Origin of the sequence: uncultured Subdoligranulum sp. (assembly GCF_963931595.1) — a bacterium.
Taxonomy (GTDB): Bacteria; Bacillota; Clostridia; order Oscillospirales; family Ruminococcaceae; genus Gemmiger.
Window position 1 is genome coordinate 2,593,036 of sequence record NZ_OZ007030.1, and the last position, 16,634, is coordinate 2,609,669.

Consider the following 16,634-nt stretch of genomic DNA (forward strand, 5'->3'; position numbering starts at 1 on the left):
GTGTACGAACCATGAGAAAACTGTTTTGGGGCGGCATCCACCCGGAGGGTCACAAGGACCTATCCCGGGGCGGTGCCCCCGTTCCCGCGCCGCTGCCGGCGCAGGTCGTGCTGCCCATGGTGCAGCATATCGGCGCGCCCTGCACGCCGCTGGTCCAGGTGGGCGACACCGTGAAGATGGGCCAGAAGATCGGCGACGGTGAGGGCCTGTGCGCCCCCGTCCACGCCTCGGTGTCCGGCAAGGTGGTGGCCATCGAGCCCCGCCTGCACCCCAACGGACGCCAGGTGCTCTCCATCGTCCTTGAAAACGACTTCGCCGACACCCCCGACGACGCCCTCCAGCCCCACCCGAACCACCAGGAGCTCTCCCCCCAGGAGATCCTCAACACCATCCGGGAGGCGGGCATCGTGGGCATGGGCGGCGCCACCTTCCCCACCGACGTGAAGGCCTTCTCGGCCCTGGGCCAGGTGGACTATATCCTCATCAACGCCTGCGAGTGCGAGCCCTACATCACCGCCGACGACACGCTGCTCTGCAGCTATCCCCGGCAGGTGATCGGCGGGGCCGAGACGCTGGCCTACGCCCTGAACCCCAGACATGTGGTCATCGCCGTGGAGGACAACAAGGCGGAGGCCATCCGCATCCTGAAGGAGCATCTGCCGAAAGATTCCGCCATCCGGGTGCAGGTGCTGCCCACCCGCTACCCCCAGGGCGCCGAAAAACAGCTGATCCAGGCGGTCACCGGGCGGCAGGTGCCCCCCGGCCAGCTGCCCGCCGCCGTGGGCTGCGCCGTCTTCAATGCCGCCACCGCCGCCTCGGTGTACCAGGCGGTCTGTGAGGGCAAGGCGGTCACCCGCCGCATCGTCACCGTCACCGGCGACGGCGCCAACGCCCCCAAGAACCTCATCGTGCGGCTGGGCGCCTCCTTCAAAGAGACCATCGAGGCCGCCGGCGGCATGGCGGAGGATACCGTCAAGGTGCTGGCGGGCGGCCCCATGATGGGCGTGGCCCAGCAGGACCTGGATGTGCCGGTGCTCAAGGGCACCAACGCCATCCTCTGCCTGAAAGAGACCCCGCCCCGGCCCGAGACCCCCACCTGCATCCGGTGCAGCCGCTGCGTGGCGGTCTGCCCCATGCATCTGCAGCCCCTCTACCTCTACCGCTTTGAGAAGAGCGGCAATGTACAGGAACTGCAGCGCCTGCACCTGACCGACTGCATCGAGTGCGGCAGCTGCGCCTACGTCTGCCCGGGCAACCTGCCCCTGGTGGAACGGTTCCGCGCCGGCAAATCCCTGCTGAAGGAGGCCCAAAAAGCATGAAACTGGTTGTGACATCTTCCCCGCACATCCACAGCGGCACCCACACCAGCCGCCTGATGGGCGCGGTGCTGGTGGCCCTGCTGCCCACCCTGCTGGCCGGCGTATGGTTCTTCGGCCTGCGCAGCCTGGTGCTGGCGGTGGTGTCGGTGGCGGCCTGCCTGGTCTCGGAATGGCTGTACCGCACCCTGACCCGCCAGTCCAACACCCTGCCTGATCTTTCCGCCGCCGTCACCGGCCTGCTGCTGGCCCTGACCCTGCCCGCCACCGCCCCCTACTGGGTGGCGGCTGTGGGCGGCGTCTTCGCCATCGTGGTGGTAAAGGGCCTCATCGGCGGCCTCGGGCAGAATATCTTCAACCCCGCCCTGGCGGCCCGCGCCTTCCTCATGCTCTGCTGGCCCGCCTGCATCACCCGCTTTGCCGCCCCCGGCACCAGGCCGGACGCCCTGGCCCTGTCGGTGGACATGGTGGCCTCCGCCACGCCGCTCCACCACATGCTCATGCCCGCCCTGCCCACCGAGTCCCTTCTGGACATGTTCCTGGGCAACATCGGCGGCTGCATCGGTGAAGTGTCCGCCCTGGCCATCCTGCTGGGCGGCGCGTATCTCTTGGTGCGCAAGGTGATCTCCTGGCGCATCCCGGTGGCCTATCTTGGCACCGTGGCGGTGCTGACCCTGATTTTTTCCAAGGGCCAGGACCCGCTGCTCTGGATGCTCTATAACCTGTTGGGCGGCGGCGTGCTGCTGGGCGCCTTCTTCATGGCCACCGACTACGCCACCTCCCCCGTCACCCCCTGGGGCCAGCTGGTCTACGGGGTGGGCTGCGGTGCCCTCACCGTGGCCTTCCGCTACTACGGGCTTTTCCCGGAGGGCGTCACCTACGCCATCCTGCTGATGAACGCCTGCGCCTGGTCGCTGGACCGGCTGACCCCGCCCAAGCGCTTCGGCACCGTGAAAGGAGGCACCCCGTCATGAAACGAATCCAACGTCTTGACCCCGCGGCGGTGCTGCTGGCCTGCGCGGTGGTGCTGCTTCTGGTGAGCACCCTGCTGGCCCCCACCGCCCGGGAGAACCGGCAAAAGGAACTGCAGTCCATCCTTTCCACCCTGCTGCCCGGCGCCGAAAGCTTCGCCCAGGAGGACTACACCGGCGAGGACGAGAACATCGCCGCCGTCTATAAGGCGGACAACGGCTATGTGATCGAGACCGTCACGGCGGGCTACGCCGGGGACATCACCATGCTGGTGGGCGTGCACAACGACGGCAGCATCGCGGGCCTGGTGGTCCGCGACATGCAGGAGACCTTCGGTCTCGGCATGGGGGCGCTGTCCAACGTGGACTTTTTGTCCCAGTTCCTCTGGAACGGCACGTCCTTCACGGTGGGTGACAATGTGGACGCCCTGGCCGGCGCCACCGTCACCTCCAAGGCGGTGGCCAAAGCTGTGACTTCGGCCAGCGCTTATGTGACCGGCGCCGACATCAGCGCCGGCGCCACCGAATGGGGAGGTTGATACCATGAAACAGATCGAACGATTCAACGTCTTCCTGGCGGTGGTCACCGGGCTGGTGCTGCTCTGGATGGTGGTGCTGCGGGCCTTTGCCCCCGCCGCCATCCTGCCGAAGCTGGACCTGATGCTGATCTGCGCCGTCACGCTGGCGGCCCTGGTGCTGGAATATTACACCGGCCCCCGGGTGACGAAGCGCAACTGGCTGGCCGTGCTTTTGCTCAACGTCGCCACCTTCGCCCTGCTGCCCCTGGCCGCCGGGCTGCTCAGTGGGGAAGGACTGCTGCGGTTTGCCCTTGTGGGCTGCGTGGCCGCCACGGTGCTCGCCTTTCTCTTCACTGCCATCTGCGACCGGCTGGCCTCCGGCTCCGCCGGCAAGGTGGCCCCGCTGCTCAGCGCCGGGGTGCTCTTCCTGGCCGTGCAGGGCTGCGCCGGAATGTTCCTGTAAGGCTCAATCACCAAAAACAAGCGCCGGGATTTGTGCTGTGTGCACAAATCCCGGCGCTTGTTTGTATCTGCGGGTCAGCCCTGCTGCAGGTGCAGCGTGTAGTTCCGCATATCCTGGATCAGGTCCTGGCCGTCCTCGTCCACCATCATGAAGGCAACCAGCGTGTCCTCCACATAGACCTTGAAGGTAGCGCCGTCAATCCAGCCGCTGTCGTAGCCCACCTTCACCAGGTCAGCCACATCGTAGGATTTCTCGGTATCCTCCGTCACGTTCTTCTCGGTGTAGACGCAGTCCCCCGTGAAGGAGAGGGTGGTCCAGTCAAAGTTCCCCAGCTGCAGCCCGTACACCATGGTCACGTCGCCCACGCCGGGCTTCATGCCCGCCACATGGGGGTCGCTGGCGTAGCTGCGGTTGGCCAGCACGCAGTCCATGGAGAAATCGCTGCCCGGCTGCACGTCGGCCACCGACCAGCTGCCGTCGTCGGGGGCAAAGGCAAGCTGCATCACAATGGTGCCGTGGGTGGTGAACCAGCCGTCCCGCTGCCCTTCCACGTCCAGCGGCACGCTGAGCATGGGCTGGGTGGGATCGGGGTCCACACGGGTGGCCTCCCCCACCGTGAAGCCGATATCCAGCATCAGGGGATTCTTGCTGTCCAGCAGGCCGTCCTGGCACAGCCCCATCATGGTGAAGCACTGGCCCCGGTCGGCGTCAAACAGCGCCGTCACATCCTCCGCCGTGGGCAGCGCCTTGGGCTCCACCGCGGTGGGGGTCTCCTCGTACACGTCGAGGAGTATCCATTCCCGCTGCTCCGGGAAGTACCGCGTGCCGATGCGCATCTCACTGGTGAAGGTGGCATAGTCGTTCTCGTACTCCACGGTGGCGGTGACGGTGTCGTCGTTGTCCTCCACCTGGTGGCTGCTCACCGTCACCGAGGTGAAGGTGACCGAGGTTCTGTCCTCCGCCAGCAGGGCGGTCAGTGTGTTCTCCGGGCATTCCTTGGACCCGCAGGCCGTCAGGAACAGGGCCAGCAAAAACGCCGGCAGCAAACAGGCGATCCGTTTCATCTTGCTTCCTCCTTTACAGACAGATGGTTTCTGCCTGTATGGTAGCATACGGCGCGGACGGTTTCCACCGGCTGCGCAAAACTGGTCGCCTGCTGCGCAAAAATGACCGTGCCCGGCATTTCAGTTTTGCGGCGCGGACTTTTCCCCCTCCGGGAAGATGATCCTGAAGACAAAGAAGAAGATCCCCATGGCGACGCCGCCGGTGATGAAGGTGACGAGGATGTTGTAGACCGCCGGGGCCACGAAGGATGGATCGGTTCATCGTACACCTCGTTTACAAATAAAAAGAGCAACCTCTTTTCAGATGCTGCTCGCTGCGGCCGGGCGGATTCGAACCTCTGGCCCTTGGAGTCGGAAAACTGTGACAGACAGGCAAATAGCATGAACCAGCGCCGGAAACTGTGTAGTGTGCACAACTTCCGGCGCTGTTTGTGGTGGTTATAAAAGAATGTTGGGACGTACAAACGACACACGGAACCGGCTGGGAGGAAGGAGTGGTCAGAGGGTGGTCAAGCCGTCCCTATTGGGTCGCCTTTTTACTGTAAACTTTTCACGCCCCGCACGGGGGCGACCCATCGGCAGCTGACGGCTGGACCGGGCGAATCTATTTCAATTCACGCCCCTGCGTGGGGGCGACATCCTTGCCGTTGTGGATTGTAACCGTATAAGTATTTCAATTCACACCCCCGCGTGGGGGGCGACACATCCCCGATGCCGAGTATTACTCCGCCAACTGATTTCAATTCACGCCCCTGGCGGTGTCGGCGCTTTCGACCCAAACCCGTTCATTGAGCAAAAGGGCGGCGCGCCGCGGTCAGTAATTCAGCTGGGACAGCCAGGAGAGGGGCAGGTAGTCCCTGTCGTCACCCAAGGCGGAACCAGTCCTCTCCGGCGGGCAGTTCACCCCAGCTGACCTGTGCATAGGGATCGCTCAGGAAACCCAGTTCCACACCGGCGGGCAGGCGGCTGGCGTCGACGGTGGCATCGTAATCCCGGTACCGGCGGGGGAACTGCACCCCGGGCTTTTTCTGCAGGTGGACCAGCTCAAACAGCTTGTGCGCCGGGGCACAGCCCAGCTTGGCCTGGCGGACGCGCTGCGCCGCGTCGGTATCGGTGCCGACGTGCTTGAAGATGATCAGCGGCGACACCACCGCCATCTCCCCTTTGCTGGCCGAGTGGTCGTGCTCATACATATTCAGGATCGCCTCGAACAGCGCCTTGAGGTCGGCTTCGTCAAAGCCGGTCTCGGCAGCCAGGTTGGCGCTGATAAAGCCCCGCACTTCATACAGGCCGAAGGGGATCAGCTGCTTGCAGCCCATGGTGCGCAGCTTGTCCTCCGGGGTTTCGGCCTCCTTCTTCAGGTAATCTTCGACGGTTCCCTCCTTGATGGGGTCGGCCACCGCCACCCGGGTGATGGCAATGTCCATGGGCAGCACCGGGTCCAGGCTTTGGGTGTGTCGTTATCGGAATACACATCAAAGCAGCAGCCGGCCGTAAAGTACCGGCTCTTTTCTTCGTCATAAAATTCCAGCACCACATAGCTGGTAAACCGATCGTTGCGCAGGTAGGTAAAACCGCCCGCTTCATCGTCCGACAGTTCTCCCCGCAGATAACCGATCAGTGTGCGCCGGGATTTTCCGTTGGCCGATTTGTTGAAGAAACCTCCGCTTGTATCCGACAGCAGCACCAGCTGCAGGGCATCGATAATGGTGGACTTGCCTGTGCCGTTTTTCCCCGTCAGGAAGGTCAGGGTATCAAACTCGATGACTTCTTTCTGAAAAAAGTACCAGTTGACCAGCAGCATCCGCTTCAGTCGTTTCATAGGGATTCCTCCCCTTCCTCGTTTGTTGCCTCTTGGTCACTTGCCTCTTGCTGAGACTGTTTGCGCATATCCTGCAACTGCCGGATCATGGCGTCAATTTCACTGTTGGGCAGAAAAAACAGAATGGTCGGGTAGATCAGCAGCTTGTTGCCGTCCGTTTTCCATCCTCCGTCGATTTTGGCGATCACCTGATACCGGGCCAGGGTCTTCTGGGCTTCCAGCCGGTCCTTGGCTGTGGAACGGCCGTCTTTCAGCAGCCCAAAGGCGTTCATCTTGTGGATGACGGCAAAGGTATCGGTGCGCACATCATGATGCAATTCCACCTGTTGCCGGTTTTCCTCATAAATCAGGCGAAGCATATACAGAAACATCGTGGTGAAGGCACTGAACCGGGCCCGGTTGCTCCCCTGCTGATTGCGCAGATAGATCACCCCATATTCATCGTCCCGGTACAGGTCCCACCCCGCCAGGGAAAAGTATCCCTGCAAAATGGTGAAAAAGCGCCGCGCCGTACGATAATCACTGTTCAGATCCATCATTTTTTTCTGATCATCGTAGACGTTGCGCAACAAATAGGTGCGGGAGAGCAGCGCATTGGCAAGGCGGCGGAACTCTGATTTTTCCGTTGCATTCAATGCTTCATATTCTTCCATCCACATCAGAGTTCCTCCTTTTCCGCCTTTTTGGTGGTTCCTCTCCGGTTGATCCGCATATGAGGAATACGATATCCATTGTTCTCGGTCTCTCCCGGCAAAAATTCCACCGAAAACGGTGCATTGCGATCGGTCGAGCGCACCGCGGCCATCAGAAGCCAGACAAACTGGTCATCCTGTTCCAGTGTCAGTTCCTCACTGGTTACCATCTCCCGGTCCTCCAACATATGTGCAAGATACTGCCACGCCCGGGCAATGGAGTACCGCCGGCTCCGGTCCGCTTGGAAGGTTTGCAGCAATTCCCGTTCTTCTTCCGGGGAGGGGTCCTGCACAAGCCGGTCCGGAGCTCCACTTCTCCGGCTGCGCACGGTAGGATGCCACAGAGAACCGCCATCGGCAAAGGCTTGATTCTCACATTGGATTCTCTTTTGCATCCAGTCCAGCATCGCTTCCCGCTGTTTTCCTGCAGTCGTTTCGGACAAGGTCCGCAGCAGTTCGGTGAGTTTGCCCGCAATGCTGTGGTCTGCCGACATACGGTACTTGATGCTGTCCACCGATTCCCGTGTATAGGCCCGGTGTTTGCGGTCGATCTGCCGCAAAATATCCTCTACATTGGAATAGCTGCTCAGCAGTTCCTGTATGTAGCCATCCAGCGTTCGGCGTGCCTCTGCCGGATCCTCGTCCGGGTGGAGTTGCACCATCCGGCCCACCGCACGCTCCATGATCTCATCATCCACCAGCAGGGCGTTGAGGATATCCAGGATGGGCTGCCGGTAATGGGGCAAGGAATCCATCGTCTTGATGGGATGATAGATCCTGTCCAGCATTCCCTTGTATTCATCATAGTAGTCGTGCAGCAACTGGTTCACGTCCACAGCCTGCCCGATGATCTGATGATAGTATCGGATATTATGGTAAAGGCTTTTTAAATCCTGCAAGAGCTCGGTTGTATTTCTTCGGGCGGTCAGCAAAGCCTCATACATACGGTCGGATTTTTCTTCGTAGGCCTGCTTCAATCCGCTGTAAGTGGAAAACACCAGCGAATTGTACTCTTTCGTCTCGGATTGCTCCAACTCCAGCAAAAGGCGGATCATCTGATCGGCATAATCCCGCGGCGCAATGACTTCCTCAAAGGTGCCGTCCCGATATTCGGTATCCAGCCACCCGGCACGTTTGAGCCGATGGATAATCCACCGGACCTTTCCGTTGGGTTGCCGGATCAACCGCTGTTCTTCCTCATCCAGAGTGTCCTCCGCCGTCAGCTCCATATCGGACAGTGTATCGCCCAACGCGATACAATAATCCTCTACCGGAATATTCAGGTCATATTCCAATAGATGATGCAGCGTAACCAGCGCAGTCCAATACAGTTCCCGGTTGGGAGAGGCCAAGATGGAAAAGAAACTTGCCGGAATTTTTTCAAACAGCTTCATATCCCTTTATCCTTTTATGCGCCATTCTACAGTTTTTTGATTTATTACCAGTGTATCATTTGTATTGTACAATAAAAAGGCCCTTTTGCTTGTCATGCAAAAGGTCGTGCAAAAGGCCGAATATAGAGCCTTGTTTTTGTGGAAGATGTCTTGCTATTTTCAATTATTTATGAGATTCTCCAGCGCTCTGGCAAACGCCTCGTCCTGCTCCCGCGTACGTTTGGCTGGCCCTTTCGGGTGCTTGCCGGCACGGAGGAGCTTTTTGTTTTCATGCCGACGGGCCAGCAGACCGTCAATGTTCCGGGCCGTGTACTCCAGCCCGTTCTGGTTGAGCACCCTGGCCCGCCGGGCCAGGCACATACTGGCAAGCCCATAGTCCTGGGTGATGACAATATCCCCCGGCTGCACCCGGTTGACCAGGGCAAAGTCCACGCTATCAGCTCCCTTGTCAAAGACCTGCGTCTCAGCACCCTCCCGCTGGATGCGATGGGCCGTATCACAGAGGATTTTCACCGGCACGCCATGGACCTGGCCAATTCGCACCGTCAGGTCCACCACCGGGCAGCCGTCTGCGTCAATCAAAATCGTTGGCATCCTGGTGTCCTTTCCGCCGCCGCTTACTCGCGGCTTTTTGTTTGTATTATAGCAGTTCTGTGTCTTTCTTCTCCGTTTTTTCAAAAAATGCGCGGAATATGGCAAAAGGTGCAGGGTTTGCCTGCCATGATGATAGCGTAAAAAGAGAGAGAAATGCCCTTTCAGTGGCATCCTGATCGGGAAGAGGAGATTTTCAACAGTTTGGATAAATGCAGATTAAAATTACGTTTCGTTATAATTGTATCATGACAGGAAAAGCCGATGCGAGCGCACACCTTTGACATGCCTGAAGAACCCCCGGCGCTGTATCAGTCCCTATAATATACGGCAAAACCGATGCCTCCTGAAAGCTGCATATCTAAAACGTTTCTCCCACAGTTTGTCCGGCGCACTCACAGTGAGGATTTTCATAAAGGAGGAAATCCTCACTGCCGGTTATCCCGACCAACCTTTAGCTGTGTATCCGATTCTACACAAAAGCGGTGTCTGTCGTTGCTCTTGCCCGACTTTTTTGTTACACTGAGGTCGGAGGTGTTTGTTATGGAGTTTTGCAAAGAACCGGGCCGGATTTTTGCCACGGATGAAACGGGAAAACTGCTGGCAGAAGTAACCTTCCCGGAACAGGAGGGCATTGCTGTCATCAACCATACCTTTGTGGACGGTTCTCTGCGGGGACAGGGGGTTGCCGGACAGCTTCTGCGCGCCGTGGCCGATACCCTGCGCCAGGACGGCCGCAAGGCCAGGGCCACCTGTTCCTACGCCATACACTGGTTTGAGACTCATCCCGAGGAGCAGGATCTGTTGGGGTAAGCCCGTCTGTACAGATGTTTCTTGCTGCGGCCGGGGGGATTCGCCGAGCCGCGCCTTAAAAACAGTCCACAGGACTGTTTTTGCCCGCCGGGACGCAAGCGGCGGGCACAGGCTGTTCGAATCCGCCCCTTGCAGCATCGTGCACAATTTCATACAAAATAAAAAGAGCAGCATCTTTTCAGATGCTGCTCTTGGTGCGGCCGGGGGGATTCGAACCTCTGGCCTTTGGAGTCGGAGAGCTGTGACATTTGGCGATATCCAATGATACAGCGCGGGAATTTGTGCGGGTTGCACAACTTCCGGCGCTGGTTTGCGTGTGGAATAAACAATGCTGGATCGTAAAATTCACTCATCAAAACAGTTGGAAAAAGAAAAGTGGTCAAATGGTGGTCAGCCAACCGTCACGCGTTGCAAGCTTACAGACTCGCCTTAAGCGGTTGATTCAGAAAGGTGGCCACACAGTAAAATGCTTGGCTTGCGGGGGGGATGACTTGCTCACTGGGCAGAGCAAAGGCTCCAACGTGGGTTTGAAAGTCACGGGAAATGGGGATCAGGATTCTTCATTGTTGTGCCGCTCCGCTTCTTTCTCCAAGGTAAGGAAGCGGTCAAAGTCGCTTTCAAACAGCCTGTCCTGCACGACTCGGTACTTCTCGAACTCGCTCTCCGCAAACGCCTTGGCGATTTCATGGGTCACGCGGCCGGTATCGTGGAGGATCTCGTGTTCATTGAACTCCAGAAAACGGTTGAGTCTTTGAGACCAATCCTGCATGGTCATGGGGATATGGCGGCTGGCCTGATATTCCGCGTAGTCCAAATACATGGTGACGATACGTTCCAGCGCCTGCAACTCCTCTTTGGAGAGGTAGTTTTTGGCAATGGACACATCATACTTCTGAATCTTCCCATCCGGATACTGCTCCCAGGAGGTCAGACCCATATGGGGTTTTTCTGCATTGGCCCGTTCCATGATCAGTTCCGCCGCTGTGTGGCGGTGGATGGCCCAATGCAGTTTGTTTTGTACCTCTGCGAAAAACAGGCGCGTGGTCTTAGCTGACTTGTCATAATCCAAGGCGGTGGCATAGATGTCTGTGATCTTCTGGTAGAACCTGCGCTCAGACATCCGAATCTCCCGGATCTGCTCCAGCAGGTGGTCGAAATATTCCCTGGTGAGAACACTGCCGCCGCTTTTCAGTCGGTCGCTGTCTATGGCCCAGCCCTGGATCGTATAGTCCTTGACAATACCGTTGGCCCACTTGCGGAACTGGACCGCCCGGTCATTGTTGACTTTGAAGCCTACCGCGATGATGGCCTGCAGATTGTAGTGGTTTGTGTTGTACTGCTTTCCGTCTGAGGCAGTTATTAAGTATTTCTTAATAACCGCCTTCTTATCCAGTTCGCCATCTTCAAAAATGTTTTTTAGGTGCTGATTGATGGCCGAGACAGAGACATCATAAAGAGTGGCCATCATCTTCTGTGTCAACCAGATATTTTCGTCTTCATAGCGCATCTCTATGCTATCTGCGCCATCGCCGGTTGCGGCAACGAAGGTCAGGTATTCCGCCGCACTGGAGCGGATCGGATGCTTCGATTCATGGTTTTGCATTGTCGTACCTGCATTCTCCCAATTTGATGCCATACTGTGCCAACAGTTTTTTTGCCTCAGACTCACCCTCCGAAGTGATTTGAGCGGGCCGGGTACGTCCGCTGTCACAAATCAGCCCTTCCTCTACCAGGTCCTTCAGGAGGCGGAAGTCATACCCTTTCCAGCACCGGCGGACAAGGGGATAGCTCCCCAGTTCTTTCTTTTTTACTGCCCTGAGTCCCAGCGCATCATGATCTTCCCAGGAAGTCAGATACATCAGCATGAGGGTGAGCTCCCGAATCTGTTTTAATCGCTCATCTACCAACTTGTGCACTCCTTGTACCATTGATATTGCAGTATCATGGAATAAGTATAAGGCAGTAATGTGGAAAATACAAGCATCAGAATCGGTTGCTAAGCAGGGGCGCGGCGGCTGGATTGAGAAACCGGACGTAGAGCTGCAAGGCAAATTGGCTGCCGGGTCCTACTGCTGGATCTGCTGCCGGAAAGCTCATAACAGGCAGGACTTGCCGCAGCAGCGGATGCCGGTGATGAGCTTGAGGTCTGGGGGGCTGCGATCCCAACAAGCGCTGGAGATACTGCGGGCGGTCAATCTGTTTCATAAGGTGGGCCTCCGATTTCAAAAGTGTAGAAATTGGGAAGTTTTGAAACGGAAGCCGGTATGGAATAAAACAGCAGAAAAAGCAAGAGAATTTTCTAACGCGCCGTATTGGCCATCATCCGCTTGGCATTATACCTCGCAAAAACTCCATCAACTCCGCCGTCACATCCGGCGCGTCCATCCGCAAGCAGCTCTCGCCGTCCGGCATCCGGCCCAATGGGTTGAGGCCGCCGTACCAAACGAGCCGCTGGTCGAGTATACAAAAGTTGGGCAGGCGGTCGGGGCAAAACATAACCGGGATGCCCGCCCGCTGCAAAGCGGCTGCGCTGGCGGTGATTTTGGGCTGAATGTCTGGCCGGAACTGCGCGGGCTCCGGCAGGTAAACCTGCACATCCCCGCCCTTGTGTTGCAAGCGCTGTAACAGGGGGAGCATGCGCTGTACAGATCGCGCCGACAGCGACGGAACACAGAGCAGTACCTCCCGGGTGGCTCCTTCCAAATCCGCGGCAAACCGCTGAGGAAACTGTTCACAGCTCACAAAAACAGCTGCTTCGCGTTGTGCAGTCTGCTCGCTCGATTCGGGATTCTCAGCTGTGCCCCGCACCGTATACGCCAGCGCCGCATAGCTGCGCAGCCGCCTGCGGTACTGCTGTTCCAACATCGGGACGCGAAGATCCACATAATCGTACAGCAAAACTTCCCGCTTGCCGGGCGCGGCACGGTGCAGGCGGCCGGTGTACTGGGTCAGCGTGCCTTTCCAGCGGATCGATCTCGCCGCCGTGGACCAACGATTGCAGCATCGCTATATCCACAAATCCCGCAGCTGTGTGTTTGCCGCCGCCGATCTGCCCGATCAGGCAGCGTTTGCGCTGCCGGCCTCGGCGCTTGGGCTGCGGCGGCAGCTGTTCGTCGATCTGCAAGAACTGTGAGAGCGCCGCCTGCCACTGGTTGAGCAATGCCTGCGTGTGGACCAAAATCAGCGTGTTGACACCGCGTTGTGCGATCAGCCAGGCCGCGACCACCGTCTTGCCGAAGGCTGTCGTAGCGCTGAGAACTCCATTACGGTGCGCCAGCAGAGCGTCCACCGCGGGCTGCTGGTCGGGGCGCAGCGTGCTGGTAAAGGCGATGTGCAACGGGCGGCCTAGGCAGGTTTCGTCTTGGATGGCGCAGGCAGCCCCGACACCTTCTAAAAGTGCGCAAAGAGGTTCTTCGCAGCCGCGTGGCAACACTAAATATCCATCTGTCTCCACCGCTGTCGAAATAATGCGCGGGACGTTGTGGGTGGAAAAGTGCATGGCCTGTTTTTTGTAAAAGTCAGGGTTGCGAAAGGCCGCCAACCGAATTAGCCGGTTGCGGGCCACCGGTGTCAGATGCTCCAGAAGTATATACAACCCGTTGGCGCGAACGATGGGCAGCGGTAGTTGTTTGAAATCCTGGGCGGACAAGGCAGGTGAAGGTTGGGGCTTCCAGGGGGGTGTGGGAGTTGGTCGCTGTCTGGGTGGTATCTGCGCGTGAAGCGTGGGTGCCTGCCATTTCCGCCGGTTCGGTCAGTACCCCAAGCGGCGGACGGCCGGGGCTCAATGCTGCCAGCAAATCGTCGGCCTGGCCGGGCAGCAGCGTACGCACAGTAGAAAGAAACGCCCACGGGTCCGGGTAGGGCGTGAGCGAATCGTTCAGAAATATACTGTTGCCCTGCCGTCGGGCCTGACCTTGCAACGGCAAGGCAATCAGGTTGCCGAACCCGCCCGCGGGCAGTGTGTCCTGGTTGGGAAACATCCGGTCGTAGGCGGTGAAGGAAATACCACCGCAAGTGTCCATAGCGGCAGTCAGCAGCGCATCGCCAAGCCGGCGCGCCTTAGCGCAGGGAATGGCCTCGGCAAAAAACAGCCAAACATGCGCGCCTTGACCGGAGCGAGACCGCTCCAGTGCGAACGGGATACTGTGTGCGCGGCAGACGTCCGCGATGGCGCGAGCGCAGTCTTGCCAGTTGGCGTCGTCGAAGTCCAGCGCCAGCAGATAGCAGGTCTCGTCCGACAGCATCGGGTACAAGCCGACGACGTCGCGCCCCTGCGCGTCCCGCCCGGCCAGGTGACGGTAGATGGCTGCGTCGTCCAGCGGGCGCAGCACGCGGTTCGGACATTTGGCGCAGGGAACGCGCCCTTTTTCGCACAGGCCGGGCCGCCATTCATTCGCGCAAACGGGACTGTAACCGCTCTTCTGTGCCTTTTCGCTGTGCCAGCGCAGGGCGTAAACATCGGTGCGGCCGCGAAACAGGGAACGAAAGAGACGGATCTTTTCGGCGGGAGAACTGGTGCGGGCGACAGACAATGGGGCGGATTGGGCAGGCGGTATACTTTGACGGTTGTGAGAGGGTGTGACCGTATTGGGGGCGGGCGCGTCCAGTGTAGCCGCCGTGTTAGAGGGCATTTGTGCCGCAGAAAGAACGGTATCTCCAGCCTTGCCCTGCGCAGAACTGCTCAAACCAAACGCCGCCAGCTGTGCCCGCAATTCAGCATTTTCTTGTTCGAGCTCTTGTACTCTGCGCTGTAGGCGTCGGATCTCCAACTCTGCATCCATACAAACGACCTCCCTATCGCAAATGAGCAATCAAATCATGTGAGGCAACGATTCGGGATTCCTTATTTCTTTTAGAATAGCACATGAATAAAAGGCAAGCAAGAATAGAAGGATATGCGTCGGCGGCAATGTCAGAATTTACGGGAAAGAACCAAAAAGCACAGAGGTCGTTTATCAAGAGTGGTTTGGAATCGTGTAATATGATTGAAAAAAACAAATGAAATATCGATATATATTTGGTTCGAAAGAATATGGTCACACCAAGCGCTTTAGGTAATAGCGTGGTTGGACGTAGTAGTCTGGTCGGAGAACTGTGACGTACGGGAAAATAGCATGATAAAGCGCCGGAAATTGTGTGGTGTGCACAACTTCCGGCGCTGGTTTTGATGGTTATAAAAGAATGTTGGAACGTAAAAAACGACACACGGAACCGGCCGGGAAGAAGGAGTGGTCAGATGGTGGTCAAGAGGTATAACACACATGGAACACGTCAAAAACGCACGCGTGTGTTAAAAATCGCGCGCGTGTGTTTTGTCGTGTTTTATACGCTGTCCTTTGGAATATACTTTGCCCCTGCACCTTTTCCATTTAAGGCCAGGCGCTCCGCCTTCACTAACTTTTGCAGTAGTCGGAACGCCTGAGAGGGTGTGACGTGAAGCAATTCAACTACATCCGCCCGTGAAACGTGACCTTGGTGCTCCGCCAATTCCATAATTAATTCCTCATAGCGAAGCGTGTTGATATCATGGCTCCTTACATAGGCATAGGGCTTTTTTGTCAGTCTATAGTATCTTTCGCTTAACAGGTAAGTCCTCCCCCGACCAGTTCCGCTTGCGTCTACCAAACCACTTTCTGCCAAGGATTCCAGCACAGACCGAATTCTGGCTTCATCTTTATGCAAAAAGGAGGCAATTTCATTGACGGATGCACGGTGCAACACTTTCAAAGCGTTCAGTGTCATGAGGGAGTGTATTGGCAAACTGTGCCCGATTCGTTGCTGCTCCTCTGAAACCATCTGGATAAACGCCTTATCAACCGGACCTTTCGGAATTAACAAGCGGACGCTGGTTGCATTGGATTGAGAATAATCCGGGAGTTGCCGGCCATAAAGCAACGAACCTTCATAAATACGGTCGATACCTCGTCCTGTACGTTCCGCGAGGCCAATTCTCTTCATCGCATCTGCCAAGACCGGGTTACGTCCATGGGGTTCCGCATCCAGAAGGTTATCCGCATTAATTCCTTCAATAAAACCGCCCGGATTGGAAATTGTCAAGCCATCATCCTCAATCGCCATGCGGACACGGCCCATCAAGGAATAGTCGCGATGACAAAAGGCATTGACCAATGCTTCACGAAAAGCACGCGGATCATAGGCAGGGATGGAAATACGGAACATTCCCATTTCCATCTCTTCGCTTGTATTCCAAGCATTGAAAGTGGCGTGAAATTTTTCAAACGCGGCAAGCAACGGAAGATGAAAGGACTCATTTACTTTGATATCCGTACCAGACAGAACCTGAATGGCGGCTTCCGCCGTCGGCACGTGTGCTTTGATGGCCGACGCCTTACCAATCATCAGCAAACCGCACAAAGTGGGGATTGCCTTTCCGTTTTGCAATACCACAAATTGTAACGCTTTATCCAATTCTTCATCAGAAAGTTCCAGCAGCTGCGGTTCGCCACGGTAGGTGCGTATTATATTGCGCAGCCGTTCGCGCTCGACCGGATCCAAATCATCATAGCATGCATCTGCCACAGGCTGTGCAGAGAAATCCAAAAGACTTAGAGAGGAAAGGCGTGCCGTAATTTCATAGGGATACATAGGCACGTTTTCCGGAGTACCATCTGCTTTGATTCTTCTTCTCTGTATCTTTCCTGCGGAAGATGCCACGACCGCCGTTTTTCTGGGGACAGAAACTTTGAGTACCGGCACAGAAAAGCTCAAAATTTCAACTCTCACCGAAACCGGAGGAACGGTCTTATTGGCAATCAGGGCCGCCAACTGTGTGCTATCTGTATGGCGCGGGTGCAAACCAGTTATTTCTCCGTCGTCTTCCACGCCAAGATAAAGATCCCCACCCTCGGTATTGGCGAATGCTACCACAGCATCTATGATATCCCCATCAGACAAACAGGTCCGATCGCTTTTGAACTCATGCGTCAGGTCTTCTTTGAAGCCAATGTTTTGCATAGGATCACCTCCCAA

Annotated in this window: 18 protein-coding genes; 6 read left to right on the plus strand and 12 right to left on the minus strand. The window is 57.4% G+C overall.

Annotated features, from left to right (window positions below; all coding sequences use genetic code 11):
• Positions 1–11 precede the first annotated feature (11 nt).
• From rsxC to ABGT73_RS12490, 4 genes are read left to right on the plus strand one after another with little or no spacing between them, the layout of a single operon-like run.
• A complete protein-coding gene (gene rsxC / locus ABGT73_RS12475) occupies positions 12–1,319 on the plus strand; it encodes an electron transport complex subunit RsxC (RefSeq protein ID WP_346669990.1) in 1,308 nt (435 codons plus the stop codon).
• Entirely contained in the window at positions 1,316–2,290 is a 975-nt protein-coding gene (locus ABGT73_RS12480; RefSeq protein ID WP_346669991.1) for an RnfABCDGE type electron transport complex subunit D, read from the plus strand. The genes rsxC and ABGT73_RS12480 overlap by 4 nt, the downstream gene beginning before the upstream one ends.
• Positions 2,287–2,826: an FMN-binding protein gene (locus ABGT73_RS12485; protein WP_346669992.1), complete on the plus strand. Its 540-nt coding sequence runs from the start codon at positions 2,287–2,289 to the stop codon at positions 2,824–2,826. The genes ABGT73_RS12480 and ABGT73_RS12485 overlap by 4 nt, the downstream gene beginning before the upstream one ends.
• Positions 2,827–2,830: 4 nt before the next feature.
• On the plus strand, positions 2,831–3,268 hold the full coding sequence (locus ABGT73_RS12490; protein ID WP_346669993.1) for a hypothetical protein: 438 nt from the start codon (positions 2,831–2,833) through the stop codon (positions 3,266–3,268).
• A gap of 74 nt (positions 3,269–3,342) precedes the next feature.
• Here ABGT73_RS12490 and ABGT73_RS12495 read toward each other — a convergent pair whose 3' ends face one another.
• The 6 genes from ABGT73_RS12495 to ABGT73_RS12520 all read right to left on the minus strand — a co-directional run bounded on the left by ABGT73_RS12495 (position 3,343) and on the right by ABGT73_RS12520 (position 8,834).
• Complete coding sequence (locus tag ABGT73_RS12495; protein ID WP_346669994.1) at positions 3,343–4,332, minus strand: hypothetical protein; 990 nt, start codon at positions 4,330–4,332, stop codon at positions 3,343–3,345.
• A gap of 863 nt (positions 4,333–5,195) precedes the next feature.
• Positions 5,196–5,759 (minus strand): type I CRISPR-associated protein Cas7, encoded by a 564-nt coding sequence (locus tag ABGT73_RS12500; protein ID WP_346669995.1) that lies wholly within the window; start codon positions 5,757–5,759, stop codon positions 5,196–5,198.
• Positions 5,690–6,154 carry an ATP-binding protein gene (locus tag ABGT73_RS12505; RefSeq protein WP_346669996.1) on the minus strand — a complete coding sequence of 155 codons (465 nt, stop codon included), beginning with the start codon at positions 6,152–6,154 and terminating at the stop codon, positions 5,690–5,692. The genes ABGT73_RS12500 and ABGT73_RS12505 overlap by 70 nt, the downstream gene beginning before the upstream one ends.
• Complete coding sequence (locus ABGT73_RS12510) at positions 6,151–6,813, minus strand: DUF4194 domain-containing protein (RefSeq protein WP_346669997.1); 663 nt, start codon at positions 6,811–6,813, stop codon at positions 6,151–6,153. Before ABGT73_RS12510 ends, ABGT73_RS12505 begins: the two co-directional genes overlap by 4 nt.
• Positions 6,813–8,240: a Wadjet anti-phage system protein JetA family protein gene (locus ABGT73_RS12515; RefSeq protein ID WP_346669998.1), complete on the minus strand. Its 1,428-nt coding sequence runs from the start codon at positions 8,238–8,240 to the stop codon at positions 6,813–6,815. The genes ABGT73_RS12510 and ABGT73_RS12515 overlap by 1 nt, the downstream gene beginning before the upstream one ends.
• A 159-nt stretch (positions 8,241–8,399) precedes the next feature.
• Complete coding sequence (locus tag ABGT73_RS12520; protein ID WP_346669999.1) at positions 8,400–8,834, minus strand: DUF188 domain-containing protein; 435 nt, start codon at positions 8,832–8,834, stop codon at positions 8,400–8,402.
• A gap of 336 nt (positions 8,835–9,170) precedes the next feature.
• Here ABGT73_RS12520 and ABGT73_RS12525 point away from each other — a divergent pair, with 336 nt between their 5' ends.
• A complete protein-coding gene (locus tag ABGT73_RS12525; protein WP_346670000.1) occupies positions 9,171–9,644 on the plus strand; it encodes a GNAT family N-acetyltransferase in 474 nt (157 codons plus the stop codon).
• A 550-nt stretch (positions 9,645–10,194) separates the two neighbouring features.
• On the opposite strand, the gene ABGT73_RS12530 is transcribed toward ABGT73_RS12525, so the two are convergent.
• From ABGT73_RS12530 to ABGT73_RS12545, 4 genes are all read right to left on the minus strand, one after another.
• A complete protein-coding gene (locus ABGT73_RS12530) occupies positions 10,195–11,247 on the minus strand; it encodes a virulence RhuM family protein (protein ID WP_346670001.1) in 1,053 nt (350 codons plus the stop codon).
• Complete coding sequence (locus ABGT73_RS12535; RefSeq protein WP_346670002.1) at positions 11,234–11,509, minus strand: DUF6429 family protein; 276 nt, start codon at positions 11,507–11,509, stop codon at positions 11,234–11,236. The genes ABGT73_RS12530 and ABGT73_RS12535 overlap by 14 nt, the downstream gene beginning before the upstream one ends.
• 118 nt (positions 11,510–11,627) lie before the next feature.
• Entirely contained in the window at positions 11,628–11,849 is a 222-nt protein-coding gene (locus ABGT73_RS12540) for a hypothetical protein (protein ID WP_346670003.1), read from the minus strand.
• 114 nt (positions 11,850–11,963) lie between these two features.
• Positions 11,964–12,542 carry a hypothetical protein gene (locus ABGT73_RS12545; RefSeq protein WP_346670004.1) on the minus strand — a complete coding sequence of 193 codons (579 nt, stop codon included), beginning with the start codon at positions 12,540–12,542 and terminating at the stop codon, positions 11,964–11,966.
• A gap of 40 nt (positions 12,543–12,582) precedes the next feature.
• Between ABGT73_RS12545 and ABGT73_RS12550 the strand changes: the two genes are divergently transcribed.
• Complete coding sequence (locus ABGT73_RS12550) at positions 12,583–12,777, plus strand: hypothetical protein (protein ID WP_346670005.1); 195 nt, start codon at positions 12,583–12,585, stop codon at positions 12,775–12,777.
• 385 nt (positions 12,778–13,162) lie between these two features.
• On the opposite strand, the gene ABGT73_RS12555 is transcribed toward ABGT73_RS12550, so the two are convergent.
• Entirely contained in the window at positions 13,163–14,425 is a 1,263-nt protein-coding gene (locus tag ABGT73_RS12555; RefSeq protein WP_346670006.1) for a TOTE conflict system archaeo-eukaryotic primase domain-containing protein, read from the minus strand.
• Positions 14,426–14,966: 541 nt separating this feature from the next.
• Entirely contained in the window at positions 14,967–16,619 is a 1,653-nt protein-coding gene (locus tag ABGT73_RS12560) for an RNA-binding domain-containing protein (protein ID WP_346670007.1), read from the minus strand.
• Positions 16,620–16,634 lie beyond the last annotated feature (15 nt).

Bases quoted from the DNA above. Each gene is read 5' to 3' on its own strand.
- rsxC (WP_346669990.1), top strand. From the start codon at position 12: ATGAGAAAACTGTTTTGGGGCGGCATCCACCCGGAGGGTCACAAGGAC.
- ABGT73_RS12480 (WP_346669991.1), top strand. From the start codon at position 1,316: ATGAAACTGGTTGTGACATCTTCCCCGCACATCCACAGCGGCACCCAC.
- ABGT73_RS12485 (WP_346669992.1), top strand. From the start codon at position 2,287: ATGAAACGAATCCAACGTCTTGACCCCGCGGCGGTGCTGCTGGCCTGC.
- ABGT73_RS12490 (WP_346669993.1), top strand. From the start codon at position 2,831: ATGAAACAGATCGAACGATTCAACGTCTTCCTGGCGGTGGTCACCGGG.
- ABGT73_RS12495 (WP_346669994.1), bottom strand. From the start codon at position 4,332: ATGAAACGGATCGCCTGTTTGCTGCCGGCGTTTTTGCTGGCCCTGTTC.
- ABGT73_RS12500 (WP_346669995.1), bottom strand. From the start codon at position 5,759: ATGGACATTGCCATCACCCGGGTGGCGGTGGCCGACCCCATCAAGGAG.
- ABGT73_RS12505 (WP_346669996.1), bottom strand. From the start codon at position 6,154: ATGAAACGACTGAAGCGGATGCTGCTGGTCAACTGGTACTTTTTTCAG.
- ABGT73_RS12510 (WP_346669997.1), bottom strand. From the start codon at position 6,813: ATGTGGATGGAAGAATATGAAGCATTGAATGCAACGGAAAAATCAGAG.
- ABGT73_RS12515 (WP_346669998.1), bottom strand. From the start codon at position 8,240: ATGAAGCTGTTTGAAAAAATTCCGGCAAGTTTCTTTTCCATCTTGGCC.
- ABGT73_RS12520 (WP_346669999.1), bottom strand. From the start codon at position 8,834: ATGCCAACGATTTTGATTGACGCAGACGGCTGCCCGGTGGTGGACCTG.
- ABGT73_RS12525 (WP_346670000.1), top strand. From the start codon at position 9,171: ATGCCTCCTGAAAGCTGCATATCTAAAACGTTTCTCCCACAGTTTGTC.
- ABGT73_RS12530 (WP_346670001.1), bottom strand. From the start codon at position 11,247: ATGCAAAACCATGAATCGAAGCATCCGATCCGCTCCAGTGCGGCGGAA.
- ABGT73_RS12535 (WP_346670002.1), bottom strand. From the start codon at position 11,509: ATGCTGATGTATCTGACTTCCTGGGAAGATCATGATGCGCTGGGACTC.
- ABGT73_RS12540 (WP_346670003.1), bottom strand. From the start codon at position 11,849: ATGAAACAGATTGACCGCCCGCAGTATCTCCAGCGCTTGTTGGGATCG.
- ABGT73_RS12555 (WP_346670006.1), bottom strand. From the start codon at position 14,425: ATGGATGCAGAGTTGGAGATCCGACGCCTACAGCGCAGAGTACAAGAG.
- ABGT73_RS12560 (WP_346670007.1), bottom strand. From the start codon at position 16,619: ATGCAAAACATTGGCTTCAAAGAAGACCTGACGCATGAGTTCAAAAGC.